The organism is Streptomyces sp. NPDC001222, from assembly GCF_042896945.1.
In the GTDB taxonomy this organism is placed as follows: domain Bacteria; phylum Actinomycetota; class Actinomycetes; order Streptomycetales; family Streptomycetaceae; genus Streptomyces; species Streptomyces gibsoniae.
Map to the genome: position 1 here is coordinate 144,832 of NZ_JBIAXT010000018.1, position 23,822 is coordinate 168,653.

The 23,822-nt window shown below is 71.2% G+C and carries 21 protein-coding genes; 11 read left to right on the forward strand and 10 right to left on the reverse strand.

Annotated elements, in window-relative coordinates; genetic code table 11:
• Positions 1 to 152 precede the first annotated feature (152 nt).
• Together ACFY2Z_RS23940 and ACFY2Z_RS23945 are read left to right on the forward strand one after the other, a co-directional pair.
• Positions 153 to 2,225: a SpoIIE family protein phosphatase gene (locus ACFY2Z_RS23940; RefSeq protein WP_390746131.1), complete on the forward strand. Its 2,073-nt coding sequence runs from the start codon at positions 153 to 155 to the stop codon at positions 2,223 to 2,225.
• Positions 2,226 to 2,271: 46 nt separating this feature from the next.
• Entirely contained in the window at positions 2,272 to 3,132 is an 861-nt protein-coding gene (locus tag ACFY2Z_RS23945; RefSeq protein WP_390746132.1) for an Fpg/Nei family DNA glycosylase, read from the forward strand.
• 10 nt (positions 3,133 to 3,142) lie between these two features.
• On the opposite strand, the gene ACFY2Z_RS23950 is transcribed toward ACFY2Z_RS23945, so the two are convergent.
• The 9 genes from ACFY2Z_RS23950 to ACFY2Z_RS23990 form a co-directional block, all read right to left on the reverse strand.
• Entirely contained in the window at positions 3,143 to 3,802 is a 660-nt protein-coding gene (locus ACFY2Z_RS23950; RefSeq protein WP_390746133.1) for a zf-HC2 domain-containing protein, read from the reverse strand.
• Between the two features lie 145 nt (positions 3,803 to 3,947).
• Positions 3,948 to 4,460, reverse strand: coding sequence for a hypothetical protein (locus tag ACFY2Z_RS23955; RefSeq protein ID WP_390746134.1), 513 nt, complete (start codon positions 4,458 to 4,460; stop codon positions 3,948 to 3,950).
• 135 nt (positions 4,461 to 4,595) lie between these two features.
• Positions 4,596 to 5,141 (reverse strand): sigma-70 family RNA polymerase sigma factor, encoded by a 546-nt coding sequence (locus tag ACFY2Z_RS23960; RefSeq protein WP_390746135.1) that lies wholly within the window; start codon positions 5,139 to 5,141, stop codon positions 4,596 to 4,598.
• 97 nt (positions 5,142 to 5,238) lie between these two features.
• Positions 5,239 to 6,663, reverse strand: a complete 1,425-nt coding sequence (locus tag ACFY2Z_RS23965) for an amino acid permease (protein WP_390746136.1) — start codon at positions 6,661 to 6,663, stop codon at positions 5,239 to 5,241.
• A 240-nt stretch (positions 6,664 to 6,903) separates the two neighbouring features.
• Positions 6,904 to 7,365 carry a universal stress protein gene (locus ACFY2Z_RS23970; protein WP_365165760.1) on the reverse strand — a complete coding sequence of 154 codons (462 nt, stop codon included), beginning with the start codon at positions 7,363 to 7,365 and terminating at the stop codon, positions 6,904 to 6,906.
• A gap of 98 nt (positions 7,366 to 7,463) precedes the next feature.
• Positions 7,464 to 8,108 carry a class F sortase gene (locus ACFY2Z_RS23975; RefSeq protein ID WP_390746137.1) on the reverse strand — a complete coding sequence of 215 codons (645 nt, stop codon included), beginning with the start codon at positions 8,106 to 8,108 and terminating at the stop codon, positions 7,464 to 7,466.
• A 35-nt stretch (positions 8,109 to 8,143) separates the two neighbouring features.
• The gene (locus ACFY2Z_RS23980) at positions 8,144 to 8,827 is read right to left on the reverse strand and encodes a hypothetical protein (RefSeq protein ID WP_390746138.1); all 684 of its coding nucleotides are present in this window, start codon (positions 8,825 to 8,827) and stop codon (positions 8,144 to 8,146) included.
• 240 nt (positions 8,828 to 9,067) lie between these two features.
• A complete protein-coding gene (locus ACFY2Z_RS23985; protein ID WP_390746139.1) occupies positions 9,068 to 9,832 on the reverse strand; it encodes a hypothetical protein in 765 nt (254 codons plus the stop codon).
• Positions 9,833 to 9,849: 17 nt separating this feature from the next.
• A complete protein-coding gene (locus ACFY2Z_RS23990; protein ID WP_390746140.1) occupies positions 9,850 to 10,446 on the reverse strand; it encodes a hypothetical protein in 597 nt (198 codons plus the stop codon).
• Positions 10,447 to 10,740: 294 nt separating this feature from the next.
• On the opposite strand from ACFY2Z_RS23990, the gene ACFY2Z_RS23995 reads away from it, so the two are divergent.
• The 3 genes from ACFY2Z_RS23995 (at position 10,741) to ACFY2Z_RS24005 (ending at position 14,986) form a co-directional block, all read left to right on the forward strand.
• A complete protein-coding gene (locus ACFY2Z_RS23995) occupies positions 10,741 to 11,685 on the forward strand; it encodes an SCO0930 family lipoprotein (RefSeq protein ID WP_390746141.1) in 945 nt (314 codons plus the stop codon).
• A gap of 344 nt (positions 11,686 to 12,029) precedes the next feature.
• Complete coding sequence (locus ACFY2Z_RS24000) at positions 12,030 to 12,842, forward strand: SAM-dependent methyltransferase (protein WP_390746142.1); 813 nt, start codon at positions 12,030 to 12,032, stop codon at positions 12,840 to 12,842.
• A complete protein-coding gene (locus ACFY2Z_RS24005) occupies positions 12,839 to 14,986 on the forward strand; it encodes a putative bifunctional diguanylate cyclase/phosphodiesterase (protein ID WP_390746143.1) in 2,148 nt (715 codons plus the stop codon). Before ACFY2Z_RS24000 ends, ACFY2Z_RS24005 begins: the two co-directional genes overlap by 4 nt.
• Before the next feature lie 78 nt (positions 14,987 to 15,064).
• Here the strand turns inward: ACFY2Z_RS24005 and ACFY2Z_RS24010 are convergent, their stop codons facing one another.
• Positions 15,065 to 15,949: a LysR family transcriptional regulator gene (locus ACFY2Z_RS24010; RefSeq protein ID WP_390746144.1), complete on the reverse strand. Its 885-nt coding sequence runs from the start codon at positions 15,947 to 15,949 to the stop codon at positions 15,065 to 15,067.
• Positions 15,950 to 16,067: 118 nt separating this feature from the next.
• Here ACFY2Z_RS24010 and ACFY2Z_RS24015 point away from each other — a divergent pair, with 118 nt between their 5' ends.
• The 6 genes from ACFY2Z_RS24015 (at position 16,068) to ACFY2Z_RS24040 (ending at position 23,697) form a co-directional block, all read left to right on the forward strand.
• Positions 16,068 to 16,739, forward strand: coding sequence for a succinate dehydrogenase (locus ACFY2Z_RS24015; protein WP_390746156.1), 672 nt, complete (start codon positions 16,068 to 16,070; stop codon positions 16,737 to 16,739).
• Position 16,740: 1 nt separating this feature from the next.
• Entirely contained in the window at positions 16,741 to 18,699 is a 1,959-nt protein-coding gene (locus ACFY2Z_RS24020; RefSeq protein WP_390746145.1) for a fumarate reductase/succinate dehydrogenase flavoprotein subunit, read from the forward strand.
• Positions 18,696 to 19,445 carry a succinate dehydrogenase/fumarate reductase iron-sulfur subunit gene (locus ACFY2Z_RS24025; protein ID WP_390746146.1) on the forward strand — a complete coding sequence of 250 codons (750 nt, stop codon included), beginning with the start codon at positions 18,696 to 18,698 and terminating at the stop codon, positions 19,443 to 19,445. The genes ACFY2Z_RS24020 and ACFY2Z_RS24025 overlap by 4 nt, the downstream gene beginning before the upstream one ends.
• 837 nt (positions 19,446 to 20,282) lie before the next feature.
• Positions 20,283 to 21,053: a GNAT family N-acetyltransferase gene (locus ACFY2Z_RS24030; protein ID WP_390746147.1), complete on the forward strand. Its 771-nt coding sequence runs from the start codon at positions 20,283 to 20,285 to the stop codon at positions 21,051 to 21,053.
• Positions 21,054 to 21,217: 164 nt separating this feature from the next.
• Positions 21,218 to 22,030 carry a lysophospholipid acyltransferase family protein gene (locus tag ACFY2Z_RS24035; RefSeq protein ID WP_390746157.1) on the forward strand — a complete coding sequence of 271 codons (813 nt, stop codon included), beginning with the start codon at positions 21,218 to 21,220 and terminating at the stop codon, positions 22,028 to 22,030.
• A 167-nt stretch (positions 22,031 to 22,197) separates the two neighbouring features.
• Entirely contained in the window at positions 22,198 to 23,697 is a 1,500-nt protein-coding gene (locus ACFY2Z_RS24040; protein ID WP_390746148.1) for a metallophosphoesterase family protein, read from the forward strand.
• Positions 23,698 to 23,822 lie beyond the last annotated feature (125 nt).

Sequence of the window (23,822 nt, forward strand, 5' to 3'; positions counted from 1 at the left end):
GGCTCCTCTCCCTCCAGTGTGACCCCGGTGTCCCGCCGGGGCCGGTGGGACGCGCACGGCGCGCGGGCGGCCCTCCCGCATCCCCTGTCCGGCCCCGCGGAGAGGAGCGGACAGGACTCGAAGATTCGCGCAATCCCTGGCATGGTGGCCCCATGGCTGAGCGGGGAGCGAGCGCGCTGGCACTCCCGGAGAACTGGCCGGTCCACCCGGACCCGATCCTGGCACTCAATCGCATGGGCAGCTTCGACTGGGACCTCGACACCGGACTCATCCACATGGACGCCCGGGCCCATGAGATCTTCGAGATGCGCGCCGAGGAGTTCGACGGCCGTCTCACCACCCTGGCGGACAGGGTCCCGCGGCACGAGAGCCAGCGCCTCGACGCCCTCATCGCCCGGGCCATCAAGGACGGCAGCGAGAACTACGGCGCCTACTTCCGCCTCCGCTGCCGCGACGGCACCTTGCGCTGGACCCACACCCAGGGCTACATCCGGCGGGACGAGGCGGGCCGGCCGCGCCGCATCATCGGCATCGTCCGCGACGCCACCCAGGAGCTGCGCGACAGCCAGGCGCGCGCCGACCAGGCCCTGCAGGACAAGGCCCTGCGCCGGCAGACGGACGTCGTCCAGGCCACCACCGCGGCGCTCGCCCACGCCCGCACCGTCCAGGACGTCATCGACGTCCTGAAGGACGCCCGGGGACTCACCCACCTGGGCGCCGCCAGCCTCGTCGTGGGCCTCGTGGAGGGCGGCCGTATCCGGCTGGTCGCCGAGGGTCCCACGGCCGCCTCCGTACCGGGCACCCAGGTCACCCGCATCGACGAGCCCTACCCGATGGGCGAGGTGATCCGCACCCTCAGCCCCCGGTTCATCGAGTCCCCGCAGGAGTTCGCCGAGCGCTACCCGATCCTGTGGCCGGACCTCACCGACCTGCACATCACCTCGGCCGCCTATATGCCGCTGATCGTCCAGGCACGCCCCATCGGCGCGATGGGACTGCTCTACGACGACCGGAGCGGCTTCACCCCGGAGGAGCGCAACGTCCTGCTCACCCTGGCCGGCAGCATCGCGCAGAGCCTCCAGCGGGCCATGTTCTACGAGCAGGAGAAGGACCTCGCGCAGGGCCTCCAGCAGGCGATGCTGCCGCGCTCCATCCCCAGCGTGCCCGGCGCCGACATCGCCGTCCGCTACCGCTCGGCGGCGTTCGGCCGGGACATCGGCGGCGACTGGTACGACATCGTCCCGCTGCCGGGCGGCCGGGTCGGTGCGGTCATCGGCGACGTCCAGGGCCATGACGCGCACGCGGCCGCCGTCATGGGCCAGCTGCGGATCGTGCTGCGCGCGTACGCCGCCGAGGGCCACAACCCGGCCACCGTGATGGCGCGCGCCTCGGTCTTCCTCCGGGAACTCGACACCCAGCGCTTCGCGACCTGCCTCTACGCCGAGGCCGATCTGTCCACCGGGGTGGTGCAGCTGGTCCGGGCCGGGCACATCGACCCGATGCTGCGGACGGCCCAGGGATCCTGCCGGCCGCTGGCCGTCGAGGGCGGGCTGCCCCTCGGCCTGTCCGCGGAGTTCGGCCGGCTCGCCTACCCGGTCACCACGGTCGAGCTGGAACCGGGCCAGAGCCTGCTGCTGTGCACCGACGGTCTGGTCGAACAGCCGGGCACCGACCTCTCCGAGGGCGTACAGACCCTGCTGGATCTCGTCTGCGGCGGCCCGGACGATGTGCACGACCTCGCCGACCTGCTGATCGACGCGGCCGCGGAACGGTGCGGAGACGACGATGTGGCCCTGTTGCTGCTGCGACGCGGGAGCCTGAGCCAGCGCTCCGGGGGGCGCCAGCAGCAGCATGTCGCGCCGGGCGACCCGGAGGCCCTCGTCGGGGCCCGCCGAATGATCCGCACCGCCGTCCGCTCCTGGGGCGCCGGTGAGCGGTCCGACGAGATCGAACTCGTCGCCGACGAACTGATCACCAACGTCCTCATGCACACCGACGGCTCGGCGATCGTCACCCTGCGGGTCATCACCGGCCACGACCGCAGGCTCCGGGTGGAGGTCGAGGACTCCTCCAGTGCGCTGCCCCGCCGCCGGGACGCGGGCTGCTGGGGCACCTCGGGCCGGGGCCTGCTGCTCGTCGACCAGCTCGCGGACGCGTGGGGCGTGGAGTCACGCGGCGGCGGCAAGGCCGTCTGGGCCGAGTTCAAGGTCGCGCCGCGCCGCTGAGCCGGGCGCGGGGCGCGACTTCGGTGGCCGGTGGCACCCTGGACACATGCCGGAACTGCCCGAGGTCGAGGCCCTGAAGGACTTCCTGACCGACCATGCCGTCGGGCACGAGGTCGTCCGGGTGCTGCCCGTCGCGATCAGTGTCCTCAAGACGTACGACCCGCCCGTCACCGCCGTCGAGGGGCACGAGATCACGGGCGTGCGCCGCTACGGCAAGTTCCTGGACCTACAGGCCGACGGCCTGCACCTCGTCACGCATCTGGCCCGCGCGGGCTGGCTCCAGTGGCGCGACCGCCTGCCCGACGGACCGCCCCGCCCCGGCAAGGGCCCGCTCGCCCTGCGGGTCGCGCTGGAGACGGGCGCGGGCTTCGACCTGACGGAGGCCGGCACCCAGAAGCGGCTCGCGGTGTACGTCGTCCGGGATCCCCAGGAGGTACCCGGAGTGGCCCGGCTGGGGCCGGACCCGCTGGCCGACGACTTCGACGAGCAGCATCTCGCGAGGCTCCTGACGGGTGAGCGCCGACAGATCAAGGGCGCGCTGCGCGACCAGAGCCTGATCGCGGGCGTCGGCAACGCCTACAGCGACGAGATCCTGCACGCGGCCGGGATGTCCCCGTTCGAACTGGCGTCGTCGCTGTCGCCCGAGGAGATCCGACGTCTGTACGAGGCGCTGCGCTCCACGCTCACGGAGGCGGTCGAGCGCTCCCGCGGTCTGGCGGCCGGGCGGCTGAAGGCGGAGAAGAAGAGCGGCCTCAGGGTCCACGGCCGCACCGGGGAACCCTGCCCGGTGTGCGGCGACACCATCCGCGAGGTGTCCTTCAGCGACTCCTCGCTGCAGTACTGCCCGACGTGCCAGACCGGCGGGAAGCCGCTCGCGGACCGCAGGATGTCACGGCTGCTGAAGTAGCCGCCGGTGGTCACTGGGACTTCAGCGTGACCAGGTGCTTCCCGTCCTCGGTCCGCACCTCGAAGTGATCGATCTGCCCCGAGGTGAGGGCCGCGCCGCCCTGCACGGTGGTCGCCGCGCCGTCGTCCGAGGGCACCATCCAGCTCGTCACCGTCTGCTCCGTGCCGTCCTTGCCGACCGCGACGAGCCGGCAGGGGTGCGGCCCGGACTTGTCCTTGACCGTCACCGCGATCTGGCTGCCCCAGTCCCGGTCCTGCGTGTCGATCTTCGCCCACACCCCCGTGTCCGGGTCGGTCGCGGTCATCGCCGCGGCGACCGCGGACGAGCCCTGCTGGCCGGCCAGCAGCGCCACCGAGGCCCCGCCGACCGCGAACACCACGGACGCCGCGAGCGCGTACAACCAGCGCTTGCGCCGGGTGCGGTGCTTGGTCGACACCTCCTCCAGCAGCCGCTCCAGCATTCGCGGCCCGGGGGCCGCGAAAGGGTGGACCGACCGCGGGGTCGCCCGCCGGTACAGCATCAACTGTCGTGCGGCGGGCCCGAACTCGGTCACATGTGCTGTACAACTAGGGCATTCCATGAGGTGGTCCTCGAAGCGGAAGGCTTCCGCCTCGTCCAGCACGCCGAGCGCGTAGGCGCCGACGTCGCGATGGCTTTCCAGGGACCTCATACCAAATCCTCATGCCGGTGAGCGGGGTGGGGGATGGTGCTGTTGCTGCCCACCGGTACGGACCAGGCGCCCGAATCACTCAAGGCCGTTACCGAATCGCGGCCAAGACATTCGGAGCCGTCGGCCCCGCGGATTGGTCCGATGCTCAGAAAAGATGGATGGCGAGATGCCCCAGGGGGAGTCCGAGCTGCCAGGCGGGCGTCCAGACCTGGGGTCCGTCGTCCTCACCGGTCACCAGGGAACCGGGCACCGCGTCCAGGTCAGGGGCGAGCAGCTCGGTCTCCTCCAGCCAGCGCCAGGCCGCGGAGGCGAGGTCCAGATCCGGTGCCGGGCCGCCCGACCGGGCCGCCTCGGCGGCCAGCTGCGCCATCCGCTCGCGCACCCAGTACTCCCACGGCTGGTCGTACGCCGTCAGCGAAAGCCAGGTCTCCATCTGGGAGACGACCCGGATGCCGGGGAGTTCGCCGCCGGTGTCGGACAGGAAGATGGTCAGTGCCAGGGCGTCGCGCCCGGCACGGAACTCGAAGGACGTGGGCGGCATGAGATCGCCGGTCCGCAGCAGTTCGTCCGCGATGTACTCGGCGTACAGCCACGCCATCGGGACGGCCAGGTCACCGCCTCCGGTGCCGTCCGTGCTCTCTTGGCCTCTGTGCAGCATCCCTTCCTGCCTTCCTCCGGTACGTGCGCGTCGCCCGATCCCGGGCCCCGGTTCGGAACACGGATGAAGCAAGCTGATTGCTCAACCATGGTCCGCAGCAAGGCGCTTTACGGAGGTTTGACCCGGCCTTCGGTTTCACCGCAGGTCGGCCGCGTATCCCGGAAGAACTCTGCGCAGAGCGCGTAGCGCGTAGTACGCGCGGGACTTCACCGTACCGGGCGGAATTCCCAGGGTCCGGGCGGCCTCCGCCACACTCGCCCCGCGGAAATACACCTGCACCAGGACTTCCCGGTGCTCGGGAGTGAGTGTCTTCACAGCCTCCCGCACATCGAGCGTCGCCGCAGACCGCTCCGCGTGGTCGGCGACCACACGCGCGCCCTCCGGCACGCCGTCCCCGACCTCGGCGGGACGCGCCTGGCGGGCCCGCCGCGCGTCGATGGCAAGGCGCCGGCCGACGGTCAGCAGCCAGGGGCGCACGGAGTCGAATTCATGCGCGCGGAGCGCTTCGGGGTGTTGCCAGGCGCGTAGGAACGTCTCCTGCGACAGATCCTCGGCGCGCTGCCGGTCGCCGTCGCAGAGCCTGAGCAGCAGCGCGAAGAGGGGCCGCCCGTGCTCGCGCTGCAGTGCGGCCAGCTCGTGCTCGGCGGTCGTCCCGGGGGCAGTGCTGGTTGCGGCCGTCATGGCCGTATGGCAACGCGGTCCGCGTCCCCGGGACAGGGTGTGCGCCGCACCGTGCGGTGGACGGTCGCTGTTCGTCGGTGAACGGTCCGGCGAGCGGTCAGGAGGGGCCGCTCGCCCTTGCCAGCGCCGAGCGCCGGTACGAGTACCCGAAGTAGACGGCCTGCCCGATCACGAACCACACCGCGAACCGCACCCAGGTCTGCCACTGCAGAAACGTGATCAGCCAGATCGAGAAGACCACCCCGAGGGCCGGTACGAACGGCATCCACGGGGTGCGGAAGGTGCGCGGCAGATCCGGCCGCCGACAGCGCAGCACGATGACCGCCGTGCACACCACCACGAACGCCAACAAGATCCCGATGTTGGTGAGTTCGGCCGCCTGCCCGATCGGAAGGAATCCGGCGATGGCGGCCGACGCCACCCCGACGATCCAGGTCACGCGGGTCGGCACACGGCGGGTCGGATGCGTCTTCGCGAACCACCGCGGCAGCAGTCCGTCCCGGGACATCGAGAACCACACCCGGGTGACGCCGAGCATGAACGTGAACATCACGGTGAGGATGCCGATGATCGCGCCGACCGCGATCACGTCGGCGAGACCGCTCAGGCCGGCCGCCTTGAACGCGCTGGCGAAGCCGCTCTCCTTGTCGATGTCCCGGTAGCTCTGCATGCCCGTGAGGACCAGACAGGCTGCCACGTACAGCACCATGGAGATCGCCAGCGAATAGATGATCGCCTTCGGCATATGGCGCTGCGCGTCCTTGGACTCCTCGGCCGCGGTCGACATGGCGTCGTAGCCGAACACCGCGAAGAAGACGGTGGCCGCACCGGTGAACGCGCCGCCGACGCCGTAGGGGAAGAACGGGTGGTAGTGGGCGCTGTCGATGTGGAACACGCCGACGCCGATCACCAGCACGACGACGAGCACCTTCAGGGCCACCACGATCGTCTCGAAGCGGGCCGCGTTGCGGATGCCGAGGTTCAACAGATAGGCGATCAGCAGGCACAGCACGACGGCGAACAGATCGACACGGTGCCCGGCCCCCGTACCGGGCGCACCCAGCATCCAGGCCGGCAGATGCGCGCCCGTCTCGCCGACCAGGAAGCCGAAGTAGCCGGAGATGCCGATGGCGACCACGGCCACGATCGCCGTGTACTCCAGCAGCAGGTCCCAGCCGATGAACCAGCCGGCGTACTCGCCGAGCACCGCGTAGCCATAGGTGTACGCCGAGCCCGCCTTCGGGATGAGCCCGGCGAACTCGGCGTACGACAGCGCCGCGGCCGCGCTCGCCACGCCGGCGATCAGGAAGGACACGAGGACCGCGGGACCCGCCGTGCCGTTCGCGACCGTGCCGGCGAGGGTGAAGATGCCGGCGCCGATGATCCCGCCGACGCCGATCGCGGTGAGCTGCCACAGGCCGAGCGAGCGCTCCAGCCCGGCGCCCTCGCGGGCCTCCGTCTCCTCGATGTGCTCGACGGGTTTGCGGCGGAGAATCCCCTCGCCCATCCTGAGCCTGGCCATGAGCCTCACCTCTTCGCGGGCGGCAAGCGACTGACCGCTGATCATGATGGCGCAGGGCCGACGAGGACGGAAGACCGCGTGCACGGCGCCGCGACGGCCTGGTTGGGCTACCTGCCGTCCACCGGCGGATCGTGTGACGGCCTGGTGGGCTTCCTGCCGTCCACCGGCGGATCGTGTGACGGCCTGGTTGGGCTACCTGCCGTCCACCGGCGGATCGTGCGACGCCCGGAAACGGCTCTCCTACGGCACGACCGTGACCGGCCAGCGCCCCGCCTTCACCAGCCGGATCGCCACCGAGCCGATGATCCGGTGGCCGGCCTGCTCGGACGCGCCGACCACGACCGCGTCCGCCTTGAGCTCGTCGGCCGCCTTCACCAGGCCGTTGTAGGGGTCACCGCGGAAGGTGTGGAACTCCCAGCGCACCTCGAATATGCCCTTGACCCGTTCGGTGGCCTCACGGATGTAGGTGACGACGTCCTCCGCGATCTGGTCCGTCGTCTCGGCCACCGGTACCCCGAACGCCGCCCCCGCCGCCATCACGGGCTGCACGTACACGATCGCGAGCAGCGCGCGCTGCCGCCGTGCCAGGCCCCCGGCGTACGCCGCCGCCCGGAGCGAGGAGTCGGAGCCGTCCACGCCGACGACGATGACCTTGGGTCCGTCCGTGCCCCGCTCGAACCCCTGTGCGTGCTGTTCCGTCACTCTGTGAGGCTATCGGAATCTCCTGGTCCGGAACCGGTCGGGCATCGGACGAATGCACGCCGCAGGAAACCGGCCGTACGCAGGCCGCGGTGCGGCGGTCAGCGCACCGCGGCCAGCCGGGCGAACACCACCACGTTGCCCGCGTACCCGTTCTCCTCGGAGAAGGCTCCTCCGCAGGTGATGACGCGCAACTCCGGGACTCCCTTGCTGCCGTAGACCCGGTCCCCGGGGAAGTTCGCCTTGCTGAACACCTCGACGCCGTACACCTCGAACACGGCGGTTCTGCCGTCCACGCGCCGGACCTCGACGCGGTCGCCCTTCTTCAGCGTGCCCAGTCCGTAGAAGACGGCCGGCCCCTGGCTGTTGTCGACATGGCCCACGATCACGGAGGTGCCCTTCTCGCCGGGCGTGGGCGAGCCGGTGAACCAACCCGCGAGGTCCGGGTTGTCGGGCGGCGGCGCGTCCACCCAGCCGGAGGTGTCCACGGCGACCGGGATGACGGGGGCGTCGACGTGGAGCGACGGGATTCCGACGCGGACGGCCGCGGAGTAGGGCAGGGCGTCCGGCCCCGTGTAGCCGGGGCTCGCACCGCCGGGGGAGTCGGGGGCCACCGCCGAAGCGGGCTGGGGCGGGCCCACGGCGAACTCTCCCGAACCGTGCCGGACACAGGCGAGGCCCGTCAGCAGGACGAGGGCGATCACCCCCCAGGGGGCGCGCTTCTTACGTCGCTCCGGCTCGGACATGCTCCCTCACCTCTCGATGCGGCCGTCACCGCGCCCTACTGGTCCCGGGCGGTACGACGACGGGACAGATACCAGGCGGTGCCGAGCGCACCCGAGATGAGCGCCGCGCCGATCCCGATCTCCTTCGGGTCGAAGCTGCCGATGCTGCCGCCGGCCCCGGCCCGCACCCCGTGCTGTCCGTAGGACCCCTCGCCGCCCCCGCCGCCACCGCCCCAGCCGCCCCCGTTCCCGCCGCCTCCGTTTCCGCCCCCACCGAAGAAGCCGCCCCTGTTGCCCCCACCGCCCCCGTAGTCGCCGCCCCCGTTCCCGCCCCCACCGAAGAAGCCGCCCCCGTTGCCCCCGCCGCCGCCACCGGAGTCACGGCGCTCGTTCTTGCTCCCCGCCGCGATGGCGAGCCGCTTGTGGCCGGACTGGTGGCCGCACTGGAACGTGACGTCGTAGTCGGCACCGGGCCGGGCGTTTCCGTTGATGGTGGCCGTCGCAGTCGATCGGCCCTTGGGAATGGTGACCGTGTCGAAGGCGTCGGAGAACACGGTGGCGTTGTCCTGACAGCCCCGTATGGGAAGGTTGACGCGTTCACCGGGGCCGATTCTCGTGGGCTGCAGGTCGTAGCCGAACGAGTCGTAGTTCCCGCCCCCTCCGGCGACGGATCCCGGCGCGGTGCAGGCCAGGGCGGTGACGCCCAGCAGTGCGACCGAAGCGACGCGTATCGCGCGCATGGTGAGCCTCCAGGTCCCCGAGGAGCCGTGCTGCGGACCTCTTCCGCTTGCGCCTGAAATGCACCCCGGTGATCGAAACGCTAGGAAAGATGATGTCGGGGCGCGATTGGAGTCGTGCGAATGGGGCAAACCTGTGGGCCGGGTGACGGTCTCACAGGCCGGGGGACGACGACCGGGGCGGCGGGAACGGAAGCGCCTGGTTCCGTCCCCGCCGCCCCGGCGGGTGCTGATGCGGGTCCGTCACCCGGGCAGGTGAGGGAACAGGGCCAGGAAGGGTTCCGAGGAGGCCGTGATGCCCCGGCTGTAGGGGGCGTCGAAGTCCCAGATCAGAAAGAGCAGGAAGGCGATCAGCGCGGAGAAGAGCCCGGCCAGGACCAGTTCGCGGGGTGTTCGCCGGATCTGCAGCGCGAACACCATCCCGATGGTGATCACCGCCCCGGCGATCAGCCCGAACCACACCACCGGCGGCATGGTGGAGCCGGTGGAGTCGGCGCGGGCGGTCCGTGCCGTGTCGGCCGCGGTGACCTGGTCGAGGAGGGGCTGGTAGGCCTGCGCCTCGAAGTCCGACCGCGGCTTGTAGTCGGTCACGTCCTGGCGGATCCGCTGGAGGAGGTCCGCGCCGCGCCCGGTCACCTTGGCCTGGTGGGCCATGGCCTTCCACTCGGGTCCGACGACCTGGCCGACATAGACGTTGACGTCCGCTCGGATGCGGTCGCGTACATCGGGCGGATAGACCCGGACCCGCTCCGAGATCTCGTGCAGCGCCTGGGCCTCGGCCTGGACGTGGTCCTGGGCGGCGTTGCGGGCCTCCCAGACGCCCGCGATGGCCAGACCCAGCACGATGGCGTAGACCACCCCGATCCACATCGTCATGTACTCGATCACATCGGGGGTCTCGGACGGATCCTCGTCCACGGCGGCCGTGCGCTGCCGTACCAGGGTCACCACGATCACGACGGCACAGGCGGCCGCCATCGCGAGGGTGAGAACAAGCCATTCCGACAAGAGGTCCCTCCAGGGGGTCAGCGGGGCCGCAGCGCGGCGATGGCGAACACCGCGGGTGCGGCGATGAGCAGGGTGAAGATGAGCGGCGACGGACCGTCGTGCGGCGGCCGGGGGTGGGACACCGCGTGGTACGCCGGGTAGTGCACCGGGGGCGCCGAGGGGCGCGGACTCGGGCGGGGCGGGGGCGTCGGGGCCGGCTCGGGAGCGGGCGGGGGAGCGAGGACGGGGGCCGGGCGGGGGCGCGGCGCCATCGTGTGCGGGGGCGGTGGCGGCGGTACGGGCCGCGGTGGTGGAGGCGGAGCGGGCTCGGGCGGCGGTGGTGGAGGCGGTGTGGGCTCGGGCGTGGGGGTGGGCGTAGGCGTGGGAGTGGGCGTGGGGCTCGGGGGCTGACACGGCAGCGGTGGGAGCGCCCCCGGCTCGAAGAGCCTGGGGAAGGTCCGGTGGCCGCCGCCCGCGACCGCCACCGCCGCCGTGCCGTCCGGGCCCGTCGAGGCGTACGCGCACGCGTCGGCCGACGCCGTGTGGGCAGCCGCGCCCATGAGGGTCCACGCCACCGTCACCACGGCCAATGCCCCTCTGACGAGGGCGGACCGGGTCCGTTCGGGTCGATGCACGACGGAGATCATGGGCCGGTCCGTCTCCCCGCACGCCCGGGCGAGGGCGAATTGGCCCGAAGGGGGGAGATCCCACTTCGGGAGGTTTCGGCAACGACGTCCGGACCGGCGCGAGTTCAGCACCTCTGTGCGAGGCCGTTACGGCGCCTGCCGGCAGATGGCCGAGAAGCGTCATGGATTCCCGAAAGAAATTTGTGGCCCGCTTGAACACATCGAGCGCTCCCGTCCGTACCTATGGCCATACGCGGCGCCCAGAGGACGCTGCAACACCCAAGCGGACAGCTGGAGTTGAGAATGAAGACATCCTGGCGGAGCGCCTCCCTCGTGGCGACAGCTACGGCCGTGCTGGCGCTCACGACGGCGTGCGGTCAGGAAAGCACCCAGTCGACGGGCAGCCAGAACGTGGGGGCGACGGCTGCTCCGGGGGGACTGGGTTCCCTCTCCACCACCCCCGGGAACGGCTACGGCGCCGACTCCACGGCGGCCCCGAGCGCCTCCGCGAACGGCCAGTCCGCGGGTGCGCTGACCGTCGCCGACAACGCGAAGCTCGGCAAGATCGTCACCGACAGCGCGGGCTTCACCCTTTACCGCTTCGACCAGGACACGGCCGAACCGCCGAAGTCCTCCTGTGACGGCGACTGCGCCAAGACGTGGCCGCCGGTTCCCGCCGAGGGCGCGTCGGTGGCCTCCGGCATCGACAAGTCCCTGGTCGGCGAGGTCACCCGGGCCGACGGCACCAAGCAGCTGACCATCGCCGGCTGGCCGATGTACCGCTTCGCCAAGGACACCAAGGCCGGTGACACCAACGGCGAGGGTGTGAAGGGCACATGGTTCGCGACCGCGCCCACCGGCAAGAAGGCCGCGGTCTCCGACCTGCCCGGTCTGTCGGTCCGCAACGACGCCAAGCTCGGCCCGATCGTCGTCGACAAGAACGGCATGACGGTCTACCGCTTCCTGAAGGACAAGGCGTGGCCCGAGCCGGTGTCCAACTGCACCGGTGCCTGCCTGGAGAAGTGGCCCGTCGTCTCGCCGGTGGCGGCGGACGACACCAAGGGCGTCAAGAAGAAGGGCCTCATGGGCTTCACCCGCCCCGACGGCGCCAAGCAGATGACCATCAACTGCTGGCCCATCTACACCTTCTCCGGTGACAAGGCCCCCGGAGAGACCAACGGTCAGGGTGTGGGCGGCACGTGGTACGCCGTCTCGCCCGACGGAAAGCCGGTCGGCGCGTCCAAGTAGAGATCACCTCCCCAGGGTCGATCGATCGCCTCGCCCCAGTCAGCTCAGACCGCGGAAGGGAGTGAGACACCCAAGCCGGAACAACGGGACACAGACGCGCACGACCAGGTCCGCCCCCTCTCCACCGCACGGAGGGGGCGGACCCTTTGTCGTAGGTGCGGGGCGGCGTGCGCCCCCCGCGGCGGGGAGTCCGGGAGTGCTCGATAACGACGGCACGTGCCACCGGCAGTGACCGGGAACGGACGGTCAATTTCCGTTTTTGCTCGCTCCGTTGGCAGACGATCAGTAGCCTCTGCTCGAAACACCGGATCGCCCCCGCCGTCGTCTACGCCTTGGAGAACTACATGGAGCGTCCTGCCTGGGCGCCACGGAGCATCGACATCTCCGTGCCGAGCGTGTCCCGCATGTACGACTTCTACCTGGGCGGTTCGCACAACTTCGAGGCCGACCGCGAGGCGGCGCGCAGGGCGCTGGAGTTCATGCCGGGGCTCCCCAAGATCATGCAGGCGAACCGGGCGTTCATGCGCCGCGCGGTGCGCTTCGCCGTGGCGGAGGGCGTCACCCAGTTCCTCGACATCGGCTCGGGCATCCCGACCTTCGGCAACGTGCACGAAGTGGCCCAGGGGGCGCACCCGGGCGCCCGTGTGGTGTACGTCGACCACGACCCGGTCGCGGTCGCGCACAGCGAGGCAGTTCTCCGGGGGAACGACGACGCGGACGTCGTCGCCGCCGATCTCCGCAAGCCCCGCGAGATACTGTCGAACCCTCAGGTGGAGCGACTGATCGACCTGAACCGGCCGGTCGCCCTGCTCCTCGTTGCCATACTGCACTTCGTGGAGGACACGGACGACCCGTACGGTGCGGTGGCCGAGCTGCGCGACGCCCTCGCGCCGGGCAGCCTGCTCATCCTCACGCATGCCTCGTACGAGGGAATCCCGCTGCCGCAGGAACGCGCAGAGGGCACGGTCGACGTGTACAGGAACATCCGCAATCCGCTGATCATGCGCTCGCGCGAGGAGATCGCGCGGTTCTTCGAGGGGTACGACATGGTGGAACCCGGACTGGTGCCGATGCCGACGTGGCGGCCCGACACGGCACCCGAGGACGAGGATCCTTATGCCTTCTCCGGATTCGCCGGCGTGGGGCGCGCCGCGTGAGCGGGGAACCGGGCGGACCGGAGGACAGACTGCGCCGGTTCGCGACGATCTGGAGCCGGGCCGTCTACCCGGTGACCTCGACCTCGCTGACGCGGCCGGAGTTCGAGGAGCAACTGCTGCCCCTGGCCAGGCGGCTGTGCGACGCACTGCGAGCCCGGGCGTTCGACGCGCCCACGGCCAAGGCGATCGGCGCGGCGCTCCCGGAGGCGCACTGCACGGACCCGGAGGCCCTCAGCCGCACGCTCGACTGCGTCGACGCCTATCTGGTGCTCTACTGCGGCGATCCCGACGCCTCCCCTGAGGCGCAGGAAGCCCTGCGGACCCGCTCCGCCCGGTTGCAGCACGCGATGGCCGCCGGCTTCGCGGCGGCCCTGAAGGAGTGCACGCTCGCCGAGCAGGAGGTCATCGCGCAGGCCGCCCTCACCGCCCAGGGGGTGGTGGCGCAGGCGCTGCACTCCAGTGAGGCCCGCTTCCGCGCGGTGTTCGAGGGCGCGGCCATAGGAATCGGGATCGCCGACCTGGACGGCAACGTCCTGGAGGTCAACGGCGCACTGCTGCGCATGTTCGGCGGTTCCGAGCACCTGGTGCGGGGGCGCAACGTCGCCGAGTGGACCCACCCGGACGACGCGCCGCAGGTGTGGCGGCTGTACGACGAACTGGTCCGCGGCGAGCGCGACCACTACCACGTCGAAAAGGCCTTCTACCGGCCCGACGGCACGGTCCTGTGGACCAATCTGACGGTGTCCCTGCTGCGGGACGCGGACGGCACCCCGCAGTACCAGCTCGCGCTGATGGAGGACACCACCGAGCGGCGCCTGCTGAATCTGCGGCTGCGCTACGAGGCCACCCACGACGCGCTCACCGGACTGCCCAACCGCACCCTGTTCTTCGAGCGCCTGGAGAAGGCGCTCGGCGCGGGCGAGGGGCAGCGGTTCGGCCTGTGCTACCTCGACCTCGACGGTTTCAAGGCGATCAACGACAGCCTCGGGCACGCGGCCGGTGACCGGCTGCTCGTCGAGGTCGCCGACCGGCTCCAGGCGTGTGCCACGGCACCGGGTGAGATGGTGGCGCGGCTCGGCGGCGACGAGTTCGTGGCGCTGACCACCGGGCCGGACACCGAGCGCGGGGTCGACGAACTCGTCGGACGGATCATGAACGCGCTGGTCACTCCGATCAGCGTCGACGGGCGGGAGCTGACCGTGCGCGGCAGCATCGGCGTCGTCGAGGGGCCTGTGGGGGAGCGGGGCTCCGCGGAGGTGCTGCGCAGCGCGGACATCACCATGTACCGGGCCAAGTCGGCGGGCGGCAACCGCTTCGAACTCGCCGACCCCGAGGCCGACGCCCGCGCCATCACCCGGCACGGGCTGACCACGGCGCTGCCCACCGCCCTGGACCGGGGCGAGTTCTTCATCGAGTACCAGCCGCTGGTCCATCTCGGTGACGGCACCGTGCACGGCGCCGAGGCGCTGGTGCGCTGGCTGCATCCGCAGCACGGAGTGCTCGGCCCCGACCGCTTCATCCCGCTCGCCGAGCGGACCGGACTGATCGTGCCGCTCGGCCGGTGGGTCCTCCAGGAGTCGGTGCGGCAGGCCCGGGCGTGGCAGCAGACGCACGACGAGAAGGGCCCGCTGCGGATCAACGTCAATCTGTCGCCGTGCCAGCTCGCCCATCCGGGGCTGGTCTCCGACACCGTGGACATCCTGGAGCAGGCCGGTCTGGAACCGGACGCGCTCTGCCTGGAGGTCACGGAGTCGGCGCTCATCGGGGCGGACGACGACCTGCTCAAACCTCTGCGCTGCCTGGCGGAGATGGGGGTGGACATCGCACTCGACGACTTCGGCACCGGGTACTCCAACCTCGCCAACCTGCGCCGGCTTCCGGTACGGGTCCTGAAGCTGGACCGCTCCTTCACCCAGAGCATGCAGCAGTGCCCGGCGGACCCCGTCGATCTGAAGATCGTCGAGGGGATCGTCTCGCTCGCCCACAGCCTGAACCTCGCGGTCACGGTCGAGGGCGTGGAGACCGGCGCCCAGGCCGAGCAGCTGCGGATCCTGGGCTGCGACACGGCCCAGGGCTGGTACTACGCCCGCCCGGGCCCGCCGGAGCGGCTGCACGAACTGGCGCTGGCGGACGCGAGGGGCTGAACCCTCCACGGCCGTACGGGCGATGCGGGCGGCGGGAGCCGCGCGGGCGGGTGGCAGGGGCTGTTGCGGACGGCCCGCTCAGCGTTCCAGCAGCATCTGCTGAAGCTCCCTCGCCGCCCGCGGCGGCGCCACATCGCTGCGGTGGGCCAGCGCGATCGTCCGGTGGAGTCCGGGCCGGGCCAGCGGAGTCACCCGCAACCCGCGCCCGGACCCCACGGCGACCATGCGCGGCACGACCGCCACCCCGAGCCCGGCCCGGACGAAGCCCAGCACCGCGTCCATCTCGCCGCCCTCCACCGCGAAGTCCGGCTCGAAGCCCGCGGCGCGGCAGGCGGCCACGGTCAGTTCCCGCAGGTCGTAGCCATGGCGGAACATGACCAGGCGCTCGCCCTCCAGGTCCGGGATCCGGACCGCGCGGCGGCCGCCACCGGGCCTCGGGGCGTCCGGCGAGGACACCACCACCAGGTCTTCGCGCAGCAGTTCCACCGTGGTCAGCGCGGGTGAGGGAGTGGGCAGCGGGAGCACGACCAGCGCCAGGTCGAGGGCGCCGCGGGCCAGCTCCCGTACGAGATCGTGGGAGCCGCCCTCCTCGATCAGCAGCTGGACGCCGGGATAGCGGTCGTGGAAGGCGCGCAGCACGCCGGGCAGCAGGCCCGTGCACACGCTCGGCGTCGCGCCCAGGCGTACCCGGCCCCGGCGCAGCTGCGCCAGCTCCTGCACCTCGTGACGGGCCGTGTCCGCGTCGGCGAGGATCCGGCGGGCCAGCGGCAGCAGCGCCTCGCCCGCGTCCGTGAGCGTGATGTTGCCGCGCGCCCGGAGAAAGAGATCAGCCCCCAGCTCCCGCTCCAGCGCCTTGATCTGCTGGGACAGCGACGGCTGGGCGACATGGACCAGATCGGCGGCCCGGGTGAAGTGCCGGGTCTCGGCGACTGCGACGAAGTACTGGAGCTGCTGGAACTGCATGCAGCCAGGATAGGGCTGGCCTATCGAAACAAGGCGCACCATGTCTTGGACCGATGGGGAACTTCGGCCTAGCGTTCCTGCCATGGCTCTGGCAACGCGGACGGACCGACGGCCGTCCATGGCCCGCACTGTGTGGGACTCGACCGTCGGCAAGAAGACAGTCATGGCGGTCAGCGGCCTGATCATGCTGCTGTACCTCGTCGCCCACATGATCGGCAACCTGAAGATCTACTTCGGGGCGGGCGAGTTCAACCACTACGCCCACTGGCTGCGCACCGTCGGCGAACCGTTCATGCACTACGAGTGGACGCTCTGGCTGATCCGCGTCGCGCTGATCGTCGCCGTCGTCGCCCACGCCGTCTCCGCCTACCAGCTCAGCCGCCGTGACATCAAGGCGCGCCCGAGCAAGTACGTGCACCCCAGACCGCGGGCGAGCTACGCCACCCGCACCATGCGCTGGGGCGGCATCATCCTCGGCCTGTTCCTCGTCTGGCACCTCCTCGACCTGACCACCGGCACCGTGCACTCCGGCGGCTTCCAGGAGGGCCACCCGTACCAGAACGTCGTCGACACCTTCTCCACCTGGTGGGGCGACGTCATCTACATCGTCGCGATGCTCGCTCTCGGCCTGCACATCCGGCACGGCTTCTGGAGCGCCGCTCAGACCCTCGGCGTCGGCAGCCGCACCCGCGACCGCGCCCTGAAGACCATTGCCAATGTCCTTGCGCTGCTGCTCACGGTCGGCTTCATCGCCGTCCCCGTGGGCGTCATGACCGGAGTGGTGAGCTGACATGACTGCCTCCGCCGCATACACCGACTACACGACCGGCGAGCCGGTCGTCGACACCAAGGCGCCGAAGGGCCCGATCAACGAGCGCTGGGACACCCGCCGTTTCGAGGCCAAGCTGGTCAACCCGGCCAACCGGCGCAAGCACACGATCATCGTCGTCGGCACCGGCCTCGCGGGTGGCTCCGCGGGCGCCACCCTCGCCGAACAGGGCTACCACGTCGTCCAGTTCTGCTACCAGGACTCCCCGCGCCGCGCCCACTCCATCGCCGCGCAGGGCGGCATCAACGCCGCGAAGAACTACCGCAACGACGGCGACTCGATCCACCGCCTCTTCTACGACACCGTCAAGGGCGGCGACTTCCGGGCCCGCGAGTCCAACGTCCACCGCCTCGCCCAGATCTCCGTCGAGATCATCGACCAGTGCGTGGCGCAGGGCGTACCGTTCGCCCGCGAGTACGGCGGCCTGCTCGACACCCGCTCCTTCGGCGGCGTCCAGGTCTCCCGTACCTTCTACGCCCGCGGCCAGACTGGCCAGCAGCTGCTGCTCGGCGCCTACCAGGCGCTCTCCCGGCAGATCGCCGCCGGCAACGTGGAGTTGCACCCGCGCACCGAGATGCTCGACCTGATCGTCGTCGACGGGCGGGCCCGCGGCATCGTCGCCCGCGACCTGATCACCGGAAAGATCGACACGTACTTCGCGGACGCCGTCGTCCTCGCCTCCGGCGGCTACGGCAACGTCTTCTATCTGTCGACCAACGCCATGAACTCCAACGCGACCGCCATCTGGCGGGCGCACCGGCGCGGCGCCTACTTCGCCAACCCCTGCTTCACACAGATCCACCCCACCTGCATCCCGCGCACCGGCGACCACCAGTCCAAGCTCACCCTGATGAGCGAGTCGCTGCGCAACGACGGCCGGATCTGGGTGCCGAAGGCCAAGGGCGACAACCGTCCGCCGAACCAGATCCCCGAGGACGAGCGCGACTACTACCTGGAGCGCATCTACCCCTCCTTCGGCAACCTGGTCCCCCGCGACATCGCCTCCCGCGCCGCCAAGAACGTCTGCGACGAGGGCCGCGGCGTCGGACCCGGCGGCCAGGGCGTCTATCTCGACTTCGCCGACGCGATCGAGCGCATGGGCCGGAAGAAGGTCGAGGAGAAGTACGGCAACCTCTTCGACATGTACGAGCGGATCACCGCGGAGAACCCGTACGAGGTGCCGATGCGGATCTACCCGGCCGTGCACTACACGATGGGCGGCCTGTGGGTCGACTACGACCTGCAGACCTCGATCCCGGGCCTGTTCGCGGTCGGCGAGGCCAACTTCTCCGACCACGGCGCCAACCGCCTCGGCGCCTCCGCGCTGATGCAGGGCCTCGCCGACGGCTACTTCGTCCTGCCGTCGACGATCAACGACTATCTGGCCCGCAACCCGCACCAGGATCAGGTGACCGTCGACCACCCAGCCGTCCAGGAGGTGCTGGCCGAGACCGAGGACCGGGTCAACCTGCTGCTGTCCGTGGACGGCGACCGCACCCCCGACTCCTTCCACCGTGAACTCGGCGAGCTCATGTGGGAGTTCTGTGGCATGGCGCGTACGGACACGGGCCTGCGCAAGGCGCTGGAGCGCATCCCGCAGATCCGCGAGGAGTTCTGGCGGCGCATCAAGGTCCCCGGCACGGGCGAGGAGTTCAACCAGTCGCTGGAGAAGGCCAACCGCATCGTCGACTACCTGGAACTCGCCGAGCTGATGTGCCTCGACGCGCTGCACCGCAGCGAGTCCTGCGGCGGACACTTCCGCGAGGAGTCCCAGACCCCGGACGGCGAGGCCGCCCGTCGGGACGAGGAGTTCGCCTACGCGGCCGCCTGGGAGTTCACCGGTACCGGCGAGGCGCCCACCCTGCACAAGGAAGACCTGGTCTTCGAGTACGTCCACCCCACCCAGCGGAGCTACGCATGAAGCTCACCCTGCGCGTCTGGCGGCAGAAGAACGCCGACGCGGAAGGCACCATGTCCACCTACGAGGTGGACGGCATCTCGTCCGACATGTCCTTCCTGGAGATGCTGGACACCCTCAACGAGCAGCTCATCCTCAAGGGCGAGGACCCGGTCGCCTTCGACCACGACTGCCGCGAGGGCATCTGCGGGGCGTGCTCGCTCGTCATCAACGGCGACGCGCACGGCCCGGAGCGCACCACCACCTGCCAGCTGCACATGCGGTCCTTCAAGGACGGCGACACGATCGACATCGAGCCGTGGCGGGCCTCCGCCTTCCCAGTGATCAGGGACCTGGTCGTCGACCGCTCGGCCTTCGACCGGATCATCCAGGCCGGCGGCTACATCACGGCCCCGACCGGTTCCGCGCCCGAGGCCCACGCGACACCCGTGCCCAAGGCGGACGCCGACTTCGCGTTCGAGCACGCCGAGTGCATCGGCTGCGGGGCATGCGTGGCGGCCTGCCCGAACGGCGCGGCCATGCTGTTCACCTCGGCGAAGATCAACCACCTCAATGTGCTGCCGCAGGGCGCGCCCGAGCGCGAGACCCGGGTGCTGGACATGGTGGCGCAGATGGACGAGGAGGGTTTCGGCGGCTGCACCCTCACCGGCGAGTGCGCCACAGCCTGCCCCAAGGGCATCCCGCTGGTCTCCATCACCAACATGAACAAGGAGTGGCTGCGAGCCACCCGCAAGGCGGCCCGCCGCTAGGGGTGTCTGACAGTTCGCGCCGGATCAGCGCGCGGCGTCCGGCGCAGGGGGCACCTCCCAGCGGTAGCCGGGGGAGCATCGCAAGGCGGTGGATCATCCGCGTACCGGACGTACTCGGGTGATCCGGCAACGCGGCGAGGTGCCGTGCCTGGGGGCACCTCCCAGCCGCCGGGCCGGCGGAGTCGCGCGCCCGGCGGGAACTGATCCGACACCCCCCAGGGCCTGTCGTCAAACTCCCGCCTGCCCCGCGACGCCATGCACGCTCCCCCACGCTCGGCTTCGTTCGCGGGGGCGGTGCCCCCACCGCCGCACCGGGCGAAACCCCACGTACACCCAGTACGAGGGCTTCCGCCCGGTACTTCCCCAAGCTCTTCGAGCCGGGGGTACCCCCCGGAGGGCGCACCTGACGCCGCAGGGCCGCCCTTCGGGCGACGACGTGGGTTTGACGACAGGTCCTAGGGCTGTGGCAGGGAACGCTTGCCGGGCGTCGCGAGCCGGTGAAGCTTCCCGGTCGCAGCACCAGGCGCCCCATGGACGGGCCGGTGCCGCTTGGGACGGGCGGCGCCGGCCGCACGCCGTTCGCCGGCAGGGTGCGGACGGGCGGGACCGGGCGTGGTGCTCAACCCCGGTCCCGCCAGCGCCCTCGCGGGCCCCGTGAACCCGCCGGGTCGGCCGCCCCGCGTCACCGGTCACCCCTGGCATTCAACATTCCCACATCCGCCCTCCTGGCAGCGGTCACGCGCAGGCCAACCGGCATCGGAAGAACAGGAGCGCACAGACCGCACAGCCCCGGTCTGCAGCCGCCCCGCCGAACCGGCCCGTGACCAGGAGAGAGCCATGACCGGCGTTACCACCCTCGCCAGCCCCCCATCGCCCGTGGCACCGACCCGCTACACCGTCACCCTCGCCCGCGACGAGGCCGACGTCCGGGACGCCCAGCGGCTGCGCCACGACGTCTTCGCCGGGGAGATGGGCGCCCTCCTGTCCACCCCGCAGCCCGGCCTGGACGTCGACGCCTTCGACGCGTACTGCGACCACCTGCTCGTCCGTGACACCGTGACCGGCCAGGTCGTCGGCACCTACCGGCTGCTGCCGCCCGAGCGGGCCGCGATCGCCGGGCGGCTGTACTCGGAGGGCGAGTTCGACCTCGGCCCGCTGGCCGGGATCCGCTCCGGACTCGTCGAGGTCGGCCGCTCCTGCGTCCACCCCGACCACCGCGACGGCACCGTCATCGGACTGATCTGGGCGGGGATAGCCCGCTACATGATCGACGGCGGCCACGAGTGGCTGGCCGGCTGCTGCTCCCTGCCGCTCGCCGACGGCGGCGCGCTCGCCGCGGGCACCTGGGAGCGGGTCCAGGCCAAGTACATGGCCCCCGAGGAGTACCGCGTACGTCCGCTGCTGCCCTGGCGGCCGGAGGCCCCGGCCCCGGCCGGGCACGCCGAGCTGCCCCCGCTGCTGCGCGGCTACCTGCGGCTCGGCGCCTGGGTCTGCGGGGAGCCCGCGCACGACCCGGACTTCGGTGTCGCCGACCTCTATGTCCTGCTGTCGATGCGCCGGGTCAACGCGCGCTATCTGCGGCACTTCCTCTCGCTCGTGCCGGCGTGACGACCATGTTCAGGACCGGTACGCAGGCCGTGTACCGTCCCGCGCTGGGGCTGCGCCCTCGGCGTGGGACTCCGGCACCCGTGAGCCCCGGCGCAAGCACGCCGGCACCGGGGCCGCAGGGCACCGAGGCGAAGCCCTCGGCTGCTGCTCCCGCGAGCGCCTGGCTGCCCAGCGCTCCCTGTTCCCCGCGCTCCTGCGTGGACGCCACGACGTCGGCGGCCGCCGCACCGCGCGCCGTCCTGCGGCTCATGGCCCTGGTGACCGTGGTGGTCGCGGGGACCGTCCTCTCCCCGCTGGTGTGCCGACTGCCCGTCCCGGTCCGCGAGCGGATGATCAGGGCCTGGTGCCGGACGGTGGTCCGTGCCGCCGGCGTCCGGCTGCGGATCACCGGGGCCGCTCCGTCCCACGGCGGTCTGCTGATGGTCGCGAACCACATCTCATGGCTGGACATCCCGCTGCTCGCCGCAGTCCGCCCCGGACGGATGCTCGCCAAGACCGAGATCAGGCAGTGGCCGGTGGCCGGTGCGCTGACGGCCCGCAGCGGCGCGCTCTTCATCGACCGTGACCGGCTGCGGGCGCTGCCCGACACGGTCGCCAGGATCGCGAACGGTCTGCGCGCCGGATCGGCGGTCGTGGTCTTCCCCGAGGGCAGCACCTGGTGCGGCCGGTCGCAGGGGTACTTCCGGCGGGCGGCCTTCCAGGCCGCACTCGACGCGGGCGTCCCGGTCCAGCCGGTGCGGCTCCACTACCGGCACGACGGCGGACCGGCGAGCACCGCGCCCGCGTTCGTGGGCAGCGACTCCCTGCTGCCGTCCCTGTGGCGCGTGCTGTCGGCACACCGGCTCGTCGCGGAGGTCCGGGTGGAACCGGTGCTCCTCACGGACACCGGGACCGACCGACGTGCCCTCGCCCTGGCCGCCCAAGGGGCTCTGGACCTCCCGGGAGACGGACACCCGGACCTTCTCGCCCGTGCCTGACGGACAGTCACCTCCGCACCTCGGCCAAGGACATGAGGCCCAGAGGGGACATCGGTCCATGGGTCCGGCCGCCGTCGTCCCGCCCGACGGCGGCCGGACACCTGGACTCACCCACTTCCCTCACCTCTCCTTCTTCTCGCCGTAGGGATCATTGCTACGGTTCTGCGATGTCCGAATCTTCACGCGATACGGCCGAGGGCGCCGGCTGGGGAGCCGCGGAACGCGGCACCTACCAAGAGTTGATGCCACGTCAGGTGGAGAAGCTCTCCTGGCTCAACCCGAAGACCCTCTGGGTGGCCCGCAACGGGGTGCTCGCCTCCTGGTTCGGCGACCCCACCGGACGTACCCGCACGCGCTGGGCGCAGCAGCAGGAGGCGGCGGGCGCACCCGCCGACAAGGTGATCCGGCGCGACGATCCCGACCGCTTCTCCTTCATGGTCATCGGGGACACCGGTGAGGGCGACGCGCCCCAGTACGCGGTGGTGCCCGGCTTTCTGAGGGTGAGTCAGGACACCCGCTTCACCGTCCTGGCCAGCGATGTCATCTATCCCGTCGGAGCCACCGCCGACTACGGCACCAAGTTCTTCCGCCCCTACCAGGACTACCAGGCGCCCATCTACGCCATACCCGGCAACCACGACTGGTACGAGGACCTGCACGGGTTCATGCGCGTCTTCTGTGACGCCCGGCCGCCCGCGCCGGAGCCCGCACCCCGCCCGCCGAGCCGTGCCTGGCTGCGCTCCCTGCTGTGGCACCGGCCGGGCGCCCCGGACGAACAACGCCTGGCCGAGGCACGAAGGTTGCGCTCGGCTCCCGCCCAGCAGGCCGGACTGCCCGGTCCGTACTGGGCGATCGACGCCGGCCCCGTCCGTATCGTCGGTATCGACACCGGCCTGCTGGGCACCCTCGACGCCGAACAGGGCGGATGGCTGCGCGAGGTCTCGCGAGGCCCCCGCCCCAAGATCCTCGTCACCGGTTCCCCGCTGTACGTGGACGGCGAGCACCACCCCTGCCCCATCGAGGGCGGCGGCACCGTCGACGACGTGGTCCGCGACCCGGACCACCACTACGTCGCCGCGATCGGCGGTGACATCCACAACTACCAGCGCTATCCGGTGGATGTGCACGGCCGCACCATCCAGTACGTGGTCTCCGGCGGCGGAGGAGCCTTCATGCACGCCACCCACACCATCCCGCGTGTGTCGGTGGCGAACGTCACCGAGCGGGACTTCCGCTGCTACCCGCTGCGCGGCGACTCCCTCGCCTTCTACAGCCGGCTCTACGGGCGCAGACTGCTGCTGCGGCGCCTGTTCACGCTCACCGAGGCGGAGGCGACCGCCGTGATGGCCGAGCGCCTCGGCATCGCCCCCACCCGCGCCCCCGGCGCACCCACCCGGGTCACCCTGCGCACCCGCCTCGTGGCCTCTCTGCTCGGTGCTGGTGGCCGCCCCGACCGCACCTCGCGGTTCCGGCTGCCGGTCCGCAAGGTCTACACCCGGCTCTTCTCGCCGAGTTCGGCCACCTACAGCCCGCCGTTCTTCAAGAACTTCCTGCGTCTGGACGTCACCCCCGAGGCCGTCCGGCTGCGCTGCTTCGCGGCGACCGGCAATCTGCGCCAGGAACTCGACTCGCCCGTCGAGGACGAGGTGACCATCCCTCTGGTGTGACGCCCCCGCGACGGCCGTGAGGCCCCCCTCGCACGGTGCTTTCTAGGGGTCGTCGCAACACGTGGTCGTGTTGATCAGGCCGCGAGCAGTTTATGCAGGCGCTCGGCTGGGGTTTCCCAGCCGAG